Genomic DNA, 13,291 nt, shown 5'->3' on the forward strand with positions numbered 1-13,291 from the left:
TCGCCGTAGGGGCTGCGGGGGTCTGGCGGCTGCGACTGCGTCGTGGCTGGTCGCGCAGTTCCCCGCGCCCCTGGGGGGTGCGGGGCTGCGCCCCGGCCCCCCATATCTGGTCACTTCACTCGATAGGGTGAGTTCTTCCGGTGATCTGGGCCTTTTGGTCCATGTGCTCGACAGAATCGGACCGGCCTTTCGAGGTCGGTCCGATTGCGTGTGCAGGGCCTAGTTGGGGGGCCGTCGGCATGATGTGCTTCAAGGCTGCGGTTCCCCGGCGGGGAGTATTGCGCCGTGTGGTCTCGATGGGGCTGCCCACGATGTGGGGCGCCGCCGCGATCACGTACAAACTGACCTGCCCCCTCGCCCAGCAGGACGGCCTCGGGGCGCGGGTCGTCACCAGTGCCGTGTTCTTCGCCGTGGGCACCGGGCTGATCATCCATGTCCGGCGCACCCTGCTGCGCGAACTGCGGCAGGCCCGCCAGGTCGCGGGCGCCGCCCAGAGTGTGCTGCTACGGCCGTTGCCGCCGCGGATCGACGGGCTCACCGTCGCCGCCGCACAGCTCTCCGCCGACCGGGGCGCCACCATCGGCGGCGACCTGTACGAGGCGGTGGACACCGAGCACGGCGTGCGGGTCGTCATGGGCGACGTCCGGGGTCACGGCCTCGCCGCCATCGGTACGGCGGCCGCGGTCCTCGGCAGCTTCCGCGAGGCCGTCCACGACGAACCCGAACTCGGGGGAGTGCTGCGCAGACTGGACCGCGCACTCGCCCGGCACCTGCGCGAGCGCGCCGAGCGGGACGGCACGGCCGCGGAGGACTTCGTGACCGTGCTGATGCTGGAGATCGGGCGGGACGGCGAGCTCAGGGCCCTGAACTGCGGTCACCCGTGGCCGTACTTGCTCAGCGGGTCGGTCGTCGAGCCGCTCTCCTGCGCAGACCCGATGCCGCCTCTGGGGCCGTTTCCCCTGCCCGCCGACTTATCGGGCCTCCAGTGCGGCCACCTGCTGCCGGGCGAGACCCTGATCCTGCACACGGACGGCGCGGAGGACGCGAGAGACGCTCTTGGCCGCTTCTTCTCCCTGCCGGGAGCCCTGCAAGGGGCTGCGGGGATCGCGCCTCAGGCGGTGCTGGGCCAGGTCTTCACGGCGTTACTGAACCACACGGGCAGCACGCCGAAGGACGATGTCGCCCTACTGGCGCTTCGGAACGACCGTCAACCACAACTCCCTGAAGGGGCGCGGGGAACTGCGCGACCAGCCACGAAGCACCCGCAGCCGACAACGCACCTCTAGCCGCACCCCGGATGTCGCACAGTCCAGCCGCCGGCCAGGCCACCGCACTGTACGAGGGGGAGCCGGCGGCCCGGCCGAGGCCTCTTGCGAGGCATTTCAGTCAACCGGTCGGAAACTCTCCGCAACAGCGCGCACACCCTGCGGATTCGAGCACTCCGATCACACCCCGTGTGAAGGCGAACCCACTAATCTGACGACACCGAGCTGCCCGGGGGGCATCTATGCAGCCCAACACTCTGCTCGACGCGATCCTCGACGAAGCCGGGATCTCGCACGCGGGGCTTGCCGCACACGTGAACCAGGCCGGGAGGGCGCGCGGCCTCGCGCTGAGGTACGAACACACCGCCGTGGCACGGTGGTTGAAGGGTCAGCGCCCGCGAGGGCAGGTGCCCGACCTGATCTGCGAGGTGCTCGCCGGCCGCCTCCAACGCCCCGTCACCCTCGACGACATCGGCCTCGGTGTCCCGGGTGAGCCCTCCGCCCCGCACGGCACCTCGCTCTCCGGTTTCGTCGAGCGGGCCACCGCCCTGTGGCGCTCCGACGAACAGCAGCGCCCGCACATCCTGGGCGCCCCAGCGGTCACCGGCACGCCCGCCGTCATGCCCGTGTGGGAGTGGGAGAACCCGCCCGAGGACGTCGACGTCTCCCGCGGCGGACGGCACCGGGTCACGCACGCCGACATCGAGATGCTGCGCGCGGCCCGCACCCACTACGAGCAGATGTACCGCAAGGCCGGCGGGGTGGCGACCCGGAGCCGGATCGTCGGCTTCCTCAACGCCGAGGCCGCCCCGCTGCTGCGCGGCAGCTACACCGACGAGACGGGCCGCCAACTGCACCGCGCCACCGGCGGACTGGTCGCGGTCGCCGGCATCTGCGCCTACGACTCCGACGCCCACGGTCTCGCCCAGCGCTACTTCCACCAGGCCCTCAGGCTCGCCAAGGCCAGCGGCGACCGCGGACTCGGCGCCTATGTCATCGCGCTGCTGGTCAACCAGTCCCTGTTCATGCGGGAGTACCGCCAGGCCGTCGCCTTCGCCGAGGCCGCACTCCGAGCGGCCGGCAAGCACATCACCCCCGCGCTCGCCTGCGATCTCTACGCGATGCAGGCCAAGGCGTACGCCCACCTCGGCGACGGCACGACCGCGCTGTCCTGCATCCGGCGGGCCGAGCAGGCCGCCGAACGCATCCGGCGCGGATACGAACCCGACGAGACCGGCTATGTCCAGCCGGGCCTCGTCAACGTCCAGGTGGCGGAGGCGCTCCTCAGCCTCGGCGAACTCGCGGCCGCCGCCGCCCATGCCGCGGCCGCCGTCGACAACCCGGCCCATGACCGGGGCCGGGTGCACCGGCTCGCGATGCTCAGCACCATCGAACTGCGCCAGGGCAACGCCGACAAGGCGGTGGCGACCGCCGTGCAGATGGCGGAACAGGCGCGGGGAATGGAGTCCCAGCGCTTGCGCGACAGACTCAGAGCGGTGCGTGAGCACCTCGTGCGGAGCGGCTGCGCGGGCACGGCCGAGGCAGCCGAACTGATCGACGGCGCGCTGCGCGTGCCCCTGTAGGTCGGCACGCGGACGCCGACACCCCACAGTCCCTGCTGCGATATTGCCACTTACTCGACGGAAGGTGGCAGAACCGTGCAGTGGACGAAACAGAACGAACAAACTGTGTATGAAAACCGCTGGTTCAGCGTCAATCTCGCCGATGTCGAACTACCGGACGGGCGGCACCTCGACCACTTCCTGATACGGCTGAGGCCGGTCGCCGTGGCCACGGTGGTCAACGAGGCCAACGAGGTCCTGCTGTTGTGGCGGCACCGCTTCATCACCGACAGCTGGGGCTGGGAACTCGCCGCGGGGGTGGTCGAGGACGGCGAGGACATCGCCGTCGCGGCCGCCAGGGAACTCGAGGAAGAGACCGGCTGGCGGCCGGGGCCGCTCCAGCACCTGATGAGTGTGGAGCCCTCCAACGGGCTCACCGACGCCCGGCACCACATCTACTGGGCCGACGAGGGCGAGTACATCGGGCACCCCGTGGACGACTTCGAGTCGGACCGCCGGGAATGGGTCCCCCTGAAGCTCGTTCCCGACATGGTCGCCCGTGGGGAGGTCCCGGCCGCCAACATGGCGGCCGCGTTACTGCTGCTGCACCATCTGAGGCTCGGTCAGGACATCTAGGGCCTGATCACGCCGGACAGGCCCTTCCCTGATTCCCCCACCCGGCCGTCCCGAGGCCTCAGTGACCGAGGGCCTGCCAGATCGCCACGACGAGCGCGCCCACGGCGGTGATCGCCGCGACCGCGGGGAGCGGCCAGCGGGCGTGCTCCAGGGCGATGATCCGAGCGCTCAGATCGTCGACTTCCTTGTCCGTCTCCTCCGTACGATGACTGAGCAGGGCGAGACCGCCCTCGACGCGTGCGTACGCGACATCGAGGCGACGTCGTAACTCTGCGAGTTCTCCATGGACCACGGGATGCTCCGGGTCGGCGGTCACGGGTCCGCTCCTTTCCGTAGTCGTCACATCCCTTGCATGCGCATGGTGAGTCAACTCGCCTGGTGGGCGCGTGGGGAGAGTGTGCGACAGGCATATGCGGGCCCGGCGCGCACACGGTGTGTGAATGACACGGGCCCGGCGCTCGCCAGAGAGCCGGGCCCGCGTTCGTCGCACTGTGTCATCAGCACCCTGGAACGGACAGGGTGCGGGTCAGCCGTAGGTGTAGAAGCCCGAGCCGGTCTTCCGGCCCAGCCGGCCCGCGTCGACCATGCGCTGGAGCAGCGGGGGAGCGGCGTACAGCGGCTCCTTGTACTCCTCGTACATCGAGAACGCGACCGAGGCGACGGTGTCCAGGCCGATCAGGTCGGACAGCTTCAGCGGGCCCATCGGGTGGGCGCAGCCCAGCTCCATGCCGTTGTCGATGTCCTCGCGGCTCGCGATGCCCGACTCGAACATCCGGATCGCGGACAGCAGGTACGGGATCAGCAGCGCGTTGACCACGAAGCCGGAGCGGTCCTGGGCGCGGATCGCGTGCTTGCCGAGCAGCTTCTCGGCGAAGGCCTGGGCGCGGGCGAGGGTGCCCTCGGAGGTGGTGAGCGCCGGGATCAGCTCGACGAGCTTCTGCACCGGGGCCGGGTTGAAGAAGTGGATGCCGACGACCTGGTCGGGCCGCGAGGTGGCCACCGCCAGCTTCACCAGCGGGATGGAGGAGGTGTTGGAGGCCAGGATGGCGTCCGGGCGGGTCACCACCTGGTCGAGCACCTGGAAGATCTCGGTCTTCACCTGCTCGTTCTCCACCACGGCCTCGATGACGAGGTCCCGGTCCGCGAACTCGCCGAGATCGGTGGTGAAGGAGAGCCGGGCCTGGGTGGCGGCCAGCTCGTCCGCGCTGATCTTGCCGCGTTCGGCGGCCTTGGTGAGGGAGTTGAACAGCCGGGTGCGGCCGATCTCCAGGGCCTCGCCGGTGGTCTCGGCGACCTTCACGTCCAGACCGGCGCGGGCGCACACCTCGGCGATGCCCGCCCCCATCTGGCCGCAGCCCACCACTCCGACGCGCGCGATGTCTCCCGCCGGGAAGTCCGTCACTTCGTCCCTTTCGCTGATCTTCACCTGGTGGCAGGTCGGCCGTGGTCCGGTTCCTGCTCCGTTCGTGCACGTTACTCCCAAGTATCGATGATCGATCGTCGGGGTCCGGCATCCGTCGGGCATTCTGGGGCCCGAAGACGATCCGTGACCGAGCGGATCCATGGTGTTGGGGGAGTGTGGACATGGGACATCTGTCGCGCCGGGCCTTCGCGTTGGCCGCGTTGTCGACCCTGACGTCGGCCTCGGGAGCGGCCGCCGCGCCCGCGCCACGGCGGCCGTGGCGCAGGACCGGCGAGATGCGGGGCGTGTGGCTGGCGACGGTGTCCAACCGGGACTGGCCGTCCAGGCCGGGGCTGAGCGCCGCACAGCAGCGGGACGAGCTGCTCGCCCACCTCGACCGGGCCGCGGCGGACCGCCTGAACACGGTGATCTTCCAGGTACGGCCCACCGCCGACGCCCTGTGGCCCTCGCCCCACGAGCCCTGGTCGCAGTACCTCACCGGCACCCAGGGCAAGAACCCGGGCTGGGACCCGCTCGGCACCGCCGTCACCGAGGCGCACAAGAGGGGCCTGCAACTGCACGCCTGGTTCAACCCGTACCGCATCGCCAACCACACCGACCCGACGAAGCTGGTCGCCTCCCACCCCGCCCGTCTGCACCCGGACTGGGTGGTGCCGTACGGCGGGAAGCTCTACTACAACCCCGGGCTGCCCCAGGTGCGCGCCTTCGTCGAGGGAGCGATCCTCGACGCGGTCCGCAAGTACCCCGTGGACGCGGTCCACTTCGACGACTACTTCTACCCGTACCCGGTGGCCGGCCAGACCTTCGACGACGACGCGGCCTACGACCGGTACGGCGGCGACTTCGTCAACCGCGGCGACTGGCGGCGGGACAACATCGACAAGCTGGTCCGGGAAACGGCGGCGGCGGTCAAGCGGATCCGGCCGACCGCGCAGTTCGGGATCAGTCCCTTCGGGGTGTGGCGCAACATGGCCACCGACCCGCTGGGCTCGGACACGCGCGCGGGTGTGCAGTCGTACGACGACAACTTCGCGGACACCCGGAAATGGGTGCGCCAGGGCTGGATCGACTACCTCGTGCCGCAGCTCTACTGGAACATCGGCTTCGCCGCCGCCGACTACGCCAAGCTGCTGCCCTGGTGGGCCGAGCAGGCGCGCGGGAGCAGGACGAAGCTGTACCTGGGCGAGGCCCTCTACAAGGCCGGGGACCCGGCGCAGCCCGCGGCCTGGCAGGACCCCGCGGAGCTGTCGCGGCACCTCACGCTCGCGCGGCAGTACCCGCAAGCGCGCGGACATGTCTTCTTCGCCGCGCGCGAGGTGGCCGCCGACCCGGTCGGGGCGATGGCGCGGGTGGTCGCCGACCACTACCGGAAGCCGTCGGCACCACCACGCGGGATCACCGGCCGGTCTGCTGGAAGCGGTGCCTGATCTCGGTGTCGGGACCCGGTGAGCACACGCCCTCGTGCCCGTCCTCGAAGCGGACGCGGTACGGGGGGTTGCCCTCCTGGCCCATCACCTCGACGATCTCGCCGACCTTGTCCTGCTGTCCGACCACCCTGCCGTGCTGGACAAGCTGGTCGCCCACGGTTGCGCGCATCAGCGGTCTCCTCACCAAGTGAGCTGTCCGTGGCCTGATTTTACGGCGCGGGGGCCCACTGGGAACCGACGCGTACGCGTCGCTCAGCCCCGCGCCCGCTGGGTGACCGCGATGCACACCAGCACCGCCGCGGCCGTCAGCGGGGCGGCCACCGTCAGGTGCTCGCCGAGCAGCAGCACCGACCACACCAGTGTGAGCAGGGGCTGGGCGAGCTGCAACTGGCTGGCCTTGGGGATGCCGATCGCCGCCATGCCCCGGTACCAGACGACCAGGCCGAGGAACTGCGAGCCCGCCGCCACCCACAGCAGCCCGGCCACGCTGTGCGCGGTCAGGTGCACGGGCTCGTGGGACAGCGCGAGCACCGCCCCGGGCACGCCGAGCGGCAGGCACAGCACCAGTGCCCAGGCGATGACCTGCCAGCCGGGCATGGTCCGGGCCAGCCGGCCGCCCTCGGTGTAACCGGCCGCGCACACCAGCAGCGCGGCGAAGAGATACAGGTCGGCGGTGGTCAGGGCGCCGCCGCTCTGCTGCACGGTGAAGGCCACCACCGCGGCCGCGCCCGCGAGCGCGGCCGTCCAGAAGGTGCGCGAGGGGCGGGTGCCGACGCGCAACGCTGACAGCAGCGCGGTCGTCAGGGGCAGCAGACCGACCACGACGGCGGCGTGCGCGGTGGTGGACGTCTGGAGCGCGAGCGTGGTCAGGAGCGGGAAGCCGAGGACCACCCCGGCGGCGACGACCGCGAGCCCCGGCCAGTCCCGGCGGTCCGGCAGCCGGACCCGCAGGGCCGACAGACAGCCACCCGCGATCAGCGCCGCGAGCACGCTCCGGATCGCGACGAGGGACCAGGGCCCGAAGCCTTCGAGTCCCCACGCGGTGGCCGGGAAGGTGAGGGAGAACGCGGCGACCCCGAGAGCGGCCTGGACGGTGCCGAAGGTCCTGGGCGGGCTGGTGACCGCTATCCCGGTCGGTGCGGTAGCGCTACTCTGTACTCTCATGCAAGAGCGTAGCAGTGTCACCGAACTGGCAGAACAGCTGCGGCGAGAGCTCGACCGCTACTCTCCGGGCGGAAAGCTCCCGTCCAGCCGGTTTCTCGTCGACCGCTATCGGGTCAGTCCCGTGACCGTCTCCCGCGCCCTCGCCCAACTCGCCGCCGAGGGCCTGGTGGTGACCCGTCCCGGCGCCGGCGCCTTCCGCGCACCGGCCCGCACCGCCGTGACCGCGGCCGGGGACACCTCCTGGCAGGAGGTCGCGTTGAGCGCGGACGGCGCCGCCGAGCTCGTACCGCGGTCGGTCGACGCGTCCGGCGTCCTGGTGTCGCTGGCCGCCCCGCCGCCCGGGGTGATCGAGTTCAACGGCGGCTATCTGCACCCCTCCCTCCAGCCCGAGCGCGCGATGTCCGCGGCCCTGGCCCGCGCGGGCCGCCGCCCCGGTGCCTGGGGCCGGCCACCCACGGAGGGTCTGCCGGAGCTGCGCGAGTGGTTCGCACGGAACATCGGCGGAGCCGTCACCGCGGCGGAGGTGCTGATCACCGCGGGCGGCCAGTCGGCGCTCACGACGGCCCTGCGGGCGCTGGCCCCGCCCGGCGCACCCGTGCTCGTCGAGTCGCCCACCTACCCCGGCATGCTGGCCATCGCGCGCTCCGCCGGTCTTCGTCCGGTCCCCGTACCGGTGGACCCGGACGGGGTGAGGCCGGACCTGCTCGCCGACGCGTTCCGGGCGACCGGTGCCCGGGTGTTCGTCTGCCAGCCCCTGTTCCAGAACCCGACCGGAGCCGTGCTGGCCCCCGAGCGCCGGGGCGAGGTGCTGCGGATCGCCCGCGAGGCCGGCGCGTTCGTGGTCGAGGACGACTTCGTACGGCGGCTCGTGCACGAGGACGCCGGCCCGCTGCCGCGCCCGCTGGCCGCCGACGACCCCGACGGAGTCGTCGTCCACGTGAGCTCGCTGACCAAGGCGACCTCACCGAGTTTCCGGGTCAGCGCGCTGGCCGCACGCGGCCCGGTCCTCGAGCGGCTGCGCGCGATCCAGATCGTCGACACCTTCTTCGTCCCCCGCCCGCTCCAGGAGGCGGCCCTGGAACTCGTCGGCTCCCCGGCCTGGCCCCGCCATCTGCGGTCGATCTCGGCGGAGTTGAAGGCCCGCCGCGACACCATGACCACCGCGCTCCGGCTGGAACTGCCCGAACTGGCCCTCCCGCACATCCCGTCCGGCGGCTACCACCTGTGGCTGCGGCTGCCCGACGGCACCGAGTCCGCCCTGACCTCGGCCGCCCTGCGCGCGGGCGTCGCACTCACCCCGGGCCGCCCCTACTTCAGCGCCGAGCCGCCCGCCGGACACGTCCGGCTGAGCTTCGCGGCGGTGGCGGGCCCGCAGGAGATCCAGGAGGGCGTACGGCGGCTCCGTACGGCCTGCGAGGAGGTGCTGGGGCCGCACGGCACCGGAACCCGGCGGTCGCCCGGAGCCTGACCTGCGGTACGCAGGCTGGGAAAACCGTTCGACGCCGACGGCCCTGACCTGGGAATCTCCCCGCATGACCGACACCCCGCCCCTCCCCGGGGGCTACGAGATCTCCACCGACCCCGACCGCCTCGACGCCGGGCGGGTGCACCACTGGCTGTCGACCGACGCCTACTGGGCGATCGGGCGACCGCGCGAGAAGCAGGACCGGGCGATCGCCGGGTCCCTCAACTTCGGCGTGTACGACACGGCTTCGGGGGAGCAGGTGGCCTACGCGCGCGTGGTCACCGACATGGCCACCTTCGCCTGGCTCTGCGACGTCTACGTGGACCGCGCCGTGCGCGGCAAGGGGATCGGGGTGGCGCTCGTCGGGGCGGTACGGGAACACCTGCGGCCGTACGGGCTGAGGCGGATCATGCTCGCCACCCGTGACGCGCACGGGGTGTACGAGAAGCTCGGGTTCGCCCCGCTGGCCCAGCCGGACATCTGGATGGCGCTGACCTCCGACCGGTGAGCCCGCGCGCACCCAGGGTAAATCCCCGGTAACGCCTCTTGACCTGCGCACTTTCGCGGCTCACGATCGCCGCATGCAACTTCGGGTCACGTTCGTCGCCGCCGCGCGCAGCTCCTCGCTGCTCGCCGAGCGGTTCGAGGACGACCGTCCGCTCGACCAGGCCGGCTGGGACCAGGTGCTGGGCGTGGCGCACGACCTGCTGCCGCTCGCGGCGGCCGAGCTGCGGTACTGCTCGCCCACGCCCCGCAGCCGTGCCACCGGGGACGCCCTCGGTTACTCGCCCCTCGTCCAACTCGCTCTGCGGGACTGTGACATGGGGCGCTGGCGCGGGCTGACCCTCGGCGAGGCGATGGCCCGGGAGCCGGAGTCCGTGGACGCCTGGCTCGCCGACCCGCGCGCGACCCCGCACGGCGGTGAGTCGCTGCTCGCGTTCATCTCCCGGGTGGGGGAGTGGCTCGACACCCGGCCGGTGGAGGACGGCGGCCGGGTCGTCGCCGTCGCGGAGCCGTCCGTGGTCCGTGCCGCCCTGGTCTACGTCCTCAAGGCACCGCCGTCGACCTACTGGAACATCGACGTACGCCCCATGTCGGCCATCTCGGTGACCGGCCGGGCCGGCCGCTGGAACCTGCGCTTCGAGGGGGTCTCGGAGCAGCCCACGCGCGCGTAGGCCGTGGCAGGGAGGCTCAGCCCGCACTCGTGGCGTTCGTCAAGGGGCCCGTGTGTAGGCCGTGGTCAGGGGGCGCGTGTGTAGTCGGTCGTCAGGGGGCCCGTGCGTAGTCGGTCGTCAGGACCAGGTCCTTCGACGGGCCGCCGACCCGCCACACCGTGCGCCAGCGGTCCGGGGCCAGGACCGTGAACTCCCCGCGGTACAGGTCCGCCACGCAGGGGTGGTCGGCGACATGGCGGCCGGAGGCCAGGTCCAGGTCGTGGAAGGGCCGTCCGTCGAAGAAGCGGACGTCCGCCGTGCCCGGTGTCGCGCCCGGCAGGAACCGGAGCGTCCGCTCGGCGGGGCGCGGCACGCCCTGCCAGACGAAGGTGCCGGATTCCCTGGACAGCAGCCCGCCGCCCTCCAGTTGGCCGAAAGCGGTGGTGCCGGAGAACTCGCCCTCGGCCCCGCTCGCCAGATCCCGCACGGTCCGCTCGGTCCGCCAGTCCCCGGCCAGATACGCCAGTACGTCCGGCACTGGCCAGAACCCGCTCATGCGTCCCTCACTTCCGACACTTTCGGTACCGCGCGACCCGTTGACGCTCCGGAATCCCCCTCCCTATGTTGCCGTTCGATGTGCTGATCAATGTCCGATATTTCGAACCCGACTTCGTTAGAACCCCACGTCGACAGAGCCGCGGAGTATCCATGTCACGCACCCGCTGGAGACTCGGTCTCAGCGCCACCGCCCTCCTCGTGGCGGCCGGAATGATCCCCGCCCCCGCCCACGCCGAGGACGTCACCGACTACGCGATCACCGTCGACCCGACCGCCCGGGGCGCGAGGATCGACGACACGATGTACGGCGTCTTCTTCGAGGACATCAACCGGGCCGCCGACGGCGGTCTGTACGCCGAGCTCGTGCAGAACAGGTCCTTCGAGTACTCCACCGCCGACAACACCTCGTACACCCCGCTGACCTCGTGGACGGTCGACGGCACCGCACAGGTCGTGAACGACGGCGGCCGCCTGAACGAGCGGAACCGCAACTACCTTTCCCTGGGCGCCGGTTCCTCCGTGACGAACGCCGGATACAACACCGGCATCCACGTCGAGGCCGGCAAGAAGTACGACTTCTCGGTGTGGGCCCGCGCGGACGCCCGTACGGCTCTCACGGTGTCGTTGCAGGACACCGACGGCTCGCTCGCCACCGCCCGCACGGCGGCCGTCACCAGGAGCGGCTGGACCCAGTACAGGCTCACCCTCACCGCGACCCGGACCAGCAGCAACGGCCGTCTCACCGTGGCCTCCCCGGGGGCGGCCGCCCTCGACATGGTCTCCCTCTTCCCGCGTGACACCTACCGCGGCGAGCCCAACGGCCTGCGCAAGGACCTCGCCGAGAAGATCGCCGCCCTGCACCCGGGCTTCGTGCGCTTCCCCGGCGGCTGCCTGGTCAACACGGGCTCGATGGACGACTACAGCGAGGCCTCCGGCTACCAGCGCAAGCGGTCCTACCAGTGGAAGGACACCGTAGGACCGGTCGAGACACGCGCCACCAACGCCAACTTCTGGGGCTACAACCAGAGTTACGGCCTCGGCTACTACGAGTACTTCCGGCTCTCCGAGGACATCGGCGCCATGCCGCTGCCCGTCGTCCCCGCCCTGGTGACCGGCTGCGGCCAGAACCAGGCCGTCGTCGACGAGGCACTGCTCCAGCGGCACATCCAGGACACCCTCGACCTCATCGAGTTCGCCAACGGCCCGGCGAGCTCCACGTGGGGCAAGGTACGGGCGAGGATGGGCCACCCCAAGCCCTTCCACCTCACCCACATCGAGGTCGGCAACGAGGAGAACCTGCCCAACGAGTTCTTCGCCCGCTTCAAGGAGTTCCGCGCCGCCATCCAGGCGAAGTACCCGGACATCCAGGTGATCTCCAACTCCGGCCCGGACGACTCGGGGACGACCTTCGACACGGCCTGGCAGCTCAACCGGGACGCCAAGGTCGACATGGTCGACGAGCACTACTACAACAGCCCCCAGTGGTTCCTCCAGAACAACGACCGCTACGACTCCTACGACCGAGGCGGCCCGAAGGTCTTCCTCGGCGAGTACGCGTCCCAGGGCAACACCTTCAAGAACGGCCTCACCGAGGCCGCGTTCATGACCGGCCTGGAGCGCAATGCCGACGTCGTCAAACTCGCCTCCTACGCCCCGCTGTTCGCCAACGAGGACTACGTCCAGTGGCGCCCGGACCTGATCTGGTTCAACAACCACGCCTCCTGGAACTCCGCCAACTACGAGGTCCAGAAGCTGTTCATGAACAACGTCGGCGACCGCGTGGTGCCCTCGACGGCCACCGGCACACCCTCGCTGCTCGCCCCGATCAGCGGCGCGGTGGGCCTGTCGACCTGGGCGACGACGGCGGCGTACGACGACGTGCGGGTCACGGACGCCGACGGCCGGACGCTGCTCACCGACGACTTCTCCTCCGGCGCCTCCCAGTGGACCCACACCGGCGGGGGCAGCTGGAGCGTCCAGGACGGCCAGTACGTGCAGACCGACGTGAACGCCGAGAACACCATGGTCTCGGCCGGCGACCCGAGCTGGCACGACTACGACCTGCGGGTGAAGGCGGTGAAGAAGTCCGGCAAGGAGGGCTTCCTGGTCGCGTTCGGGGTGAAGGACACCGGCAACTTCTACTGGTGGAACATCGGCGGCTGGAACAACACCCAGACCGCCGTGGAACAGGCCGTGGACGGCGGCAAGTCGACGCTGATCTCCAAGGCGGGCTCGGTCGAGACGGGCCGCGCCTACGACATCGACATCAAGGTGCGGGGCCGCCAGGTCACCCTCTACCTCGACGGCCAGGAGTGGGGCAGCTTCAAGGACGACAAACCGGCCGAGCCGTTCCGCCAGGTCGTCACCAGGGACCAGAAGACCGGTGAGCTGATCGTCAAGGTCGTCAACGCGCAGGACTCGGCGGCCCGTACGGCGATCGACCTGGGCGGCGCCAAGGTCGCGTCCAGGGCCCGGGTGACCACGCTCGCGGCCGCCCCCGACGCCGTGAACAGCGAGACGTCGACAGCGGTCGCGCCGGTCAGGTCCACCTTCGACGGGGTCGCCGGGAAGTTCACGTACACCTTCCCGGCGAACTCGGTCACCTTCCTGAGGATCGGGCGGAAGTAGCCGTGTCCT

General features: G+C 71.0%; 13 protein-coding genes. 8 read left to right on the forward strand and 5 right to left on the reverse strand.

The window, feature by feature from the left end; all coding sequences use genetic code 11:
* The first annotated feature begins 296 nt into the window (after positions 1 to 296).
* The 3 genes from OHN19_RS35330 to OHN19_RS35340 all read left to right on the forward strand — a co-directional run bounded on the left by OHN19_RS35330 (position 297) and on the right by OHN19_RS35340 (position 3,463).
* Positions 297 to 1,286, forward strand: coding sequence for a PP2C family protein-serine/threonine phosphatase (locus tag OHN19_RS35330; protein ID WP_330269782.1), 990 nt, complete (start codon positions 297 to 299; stop codon positions 1,284 to 1,286).
* A 221-nt stretch (positions 1,287 to 1,507) separates the two neighbouring features.
* A complete protein-coding gene (locus OHN19_RS35335; protein ID WP_330268090.1) occupies positions 1,508 to 2,848 on the forward strand; it encodes a transcriptional regulator in 1,341 nt (446 codons plus the stop codon).
* Between the two features lie 75 nt (positions 2,849 to 2,923).
* A complete protein-coding gene (locus tag OHN19_RS35340; protein WP_330268091.1) occupies positions 2,924 to 3,463 on the forward strand; it encodes an NUDIX hydrolase in 540 nt (179 codons plus the stop codon).
* A gap of 58 nt (positions 3,464 to 3,521) precedes the next feature.
* On the opposite strand, the gene OHN19_RS35345 is transcribed toward OHN19_RS35340, so the two are convergent.
* Positions 3,522 to 3,779: a hypothetical protein gene (locus OHN19_RS35345; protein ID WP_330268092.1), complete on the reverse strand. Its 258-nt coding sequence runs from the start codon at positions 3,777 to 3,779 to the stop codon at positions 3,522 to 3,524.
* Between the two features lie 210 nt (positions 3,780 to 3,989).
* Complete coding sequence (locus OHN19_RS35350; RefSeq protein WP_330294133.1) at positions 3,990 to 4,889, reverse strand: 3-hydroxybutyryl-CoA dehydrogenase; 900 nt, start codon at positions 4,887 to 4,889, stop codon at positions 3,990 to 3,992.
* 158 nt (positions 4,890 to 5,047) lie between these two features.
* On the opposite strand from OHN19_RS35350, the gene OHN19_RS35355 reads away from it, so the two are divergent.
* Complete coding sequence (locus OHN19_RS35355; RefSeq protein ID WP_330268094.1) at positions 5,048 to 6,313, forward strand: glycoside hydrolase family 10 protein; 1,266 nt, start codon at positions 5,048 to 5,050, stop codon at positions 6,311 to 6,313.
* Here OHN19_RS35355 and OHN19_RS35360 read toward each other — a convergent pair.
* Together OHN19_RS35360 and OHN19_RS35365 are read right to left on the reverse strand one after the other, a co-directional pair.
* Complete coding sequence (locus tag OHN19_RS35360; protein ID WP_053848921.1) at positions 6,282 to 6,482, reverse strand: DUF1918 domain-containing protein; 201 nt, start codon at positions 6,480 to 6,482, stop codon at positions 6,282 to 6,284. The two genes, OHN19_RS35355 and OHN19_RS35360, sit on opposite strands and share 32 nt — an antisense overlap.
* 83 nt (positions 6,483 to 6,565) lie before the next feature.
* Positions 6,566 to 7,477, reverse strand: a complete 912-nt coding sequence (locus OHN19_RS35365) for a DMT family transporter (RefSeq protein ID WP_330268095.1) — start codon at positions 7,475 to 7,477, stop codon at positions 6,566 to 6,568.
* On the opposite strand from OHN19_RS35365, the gene OHN19_RS35370 reads away from it, so the two are divergent.
* From OHN19_RS35370 to OHN19_RS35380, 3 genes are all read left to right on the forward strand, one after another.
* Positions 7,476 to 8,945 carry a PLP-dependent aminotransferase family protein gene (locus OHN19_RS35370; RefSeq protein ID WP_330268096.1) on the forward strand — a complete coding sequence of 490 codons (1,470 nt, stop codon included), beginning with the start codon at positions 7,476 to 7,478 and terminating at the stop codon, positions 8,943 to 8,945. The genes OHN19_RS35365 and OHN19_RS35370 overlap by 2 nt on opposite strands.
* Positions 8,946 to 9,009: 64 nt before the next feature.
* Positions 9,010 to 9,450: a GNAT family N-acetyltransferase gene (locus OHN19_RS35375; protein ID WP_330268097.1), complete on the forward strand. Its 441-nt coding sequence runs from the start codon at positions 9,010 to 9,012 to the stop codon at positions 9,448 to 9,450.
* Between the two features lie 73 nt (positions 9,451 to 9,523).
* Complete coding sequence (locus OHN19_RS35380; protein ID WP_330268098.1) at positions 9,524 to 10,117, forward strand: histidine phosphatase family protein; 594 nt, start codon at positions 9,524 to 9,526, stop codon at positions 10,115 to 10,117.
* Positions 10,118 to 10,208: 91 nt separating this feature from the next.
* Here OHN19_RS35380 and OHN19_RS35385 read toward each other — a convergent pair whose 3' ends face one another.
* Positions 10,209 to 10,652, reverse strand: coding sequence for a DUF6314 family protein (locus tag OHN19_RS35385; RefSeq protein ID WP_330268099.1), 444 nt, complete (start codon positions 10,650 to 10,652; stop codon positions 10,209 to 10,211).
* A gap of 152 nt (positions 10,653 to 10,804) precedes the next feature.
* On the opposite strand from OHN19_RS35385, the gene OHN19_RS35390 reads away from it, so the two are divergent.
* The gene (locus OHN19_RS35390) at positions 10,805 to 13,282 is read left to right on the forward strand and encodes an alpha-L-arabinofuranosidase C-terminal domain-containing protein (RefSeq protein ID WP_330268100.1); all 2,478 of its coding nucleotides are present in this window, start codon (positions 10,805 to 10,807) and stop codon (positions 13,280 to 13,282) included.
* Positions 13,283 to 13,291 lie beyond the last annotated feature (9 nt).

The sequence above is a fragment of the Streptomyces griseorubiginosus genome, from assembly GCF_036345115.1.
Lineage (GTDB): Bacteria > Actinomycetota > Actinomycetes > Streptomycetales > Streptomycetaceae > Streptomyces > Streptomyces griseorubiginosus_C.

What these genes read in the sequence shown, in the direction of transcription:
- OHN19_RS35330 (WP_330269782.1), top strand. Translation starts at nt 297, where the DNA reads ATGGGGCTGCCCACGATGTGGGGCGCCGCCGCGATCACGTACAAACTG.
- OHN19_RS35335 (WP_330268090.1), top strand. Translation starts at nt 1,508, where the DNA reads ATGCAGCCCAACACTCTGCTCGACGCGATCCTCGACGAAGCCGGGATC.
- OHN19_RS35355 (WP_330268094.1), top strand. Translation starts at nt 5,048, where the DNA reads ATGGGACATCTGTCGCGCCGGGCCTTCGCGTTGGCCGCGTTGTCGACC.
- OHN19_RS35360 (WP_053848921.1), bottom strand. Translation starts at nt 6,482, where the DNA reads ATGCGCGCAACCGTGGGCGACCAGCTTGTCCAGCACGGCAGGGTGGTC.
- OHN19_RS35370 (WP_330268096.1), top strand. Translation starts at nt 7,476, where the DNA reads ATGCAAGAGCGTAGCAGTGTCACCGAACTGGCAGAACAGCTGCGGCGA.
- OHN19_RS35365 (WP_330268095.1), bottom strand. Translation starts at nt 7,477, where the DNA reads ATGAGAGTACAGAGTAGCGCTACCGCACCGACCGGGATAGCGGTCACC.
- OHN19_RS35375 (WP_330268097.1), top strand. Translation starts at nt 9,010, where the DNA reads ATGACCGACACCCCGCCCCTCCCCGGGGGCTACGAGATCTCCACCGAC.
- OHN19_RS35380 (WP_330268098.1), top strand. Translation starts at nt 9,524, where the DNA reads ATGCAACTTCGGGTCACGTTCGTCGCCGCCGCGCGCAGCTCCTCGCTG.
- OHN19_RS35385 (WP_330268099.1), bottom strand. Translation starts at nt 10,652, where the DNA reads ATGAGCGGGTTCTGGCCAGTGCCGGACGTACTGGCGTATCTGGCCGGG.
- OHN19_RS35390 (WP_330268100.1), top strand. Translation starts at nt 10,805, where the DNA reads ATGTCACGCACCCGCTGGAGACTCGGTCTCAGCGCCACCGCCCTCCTC.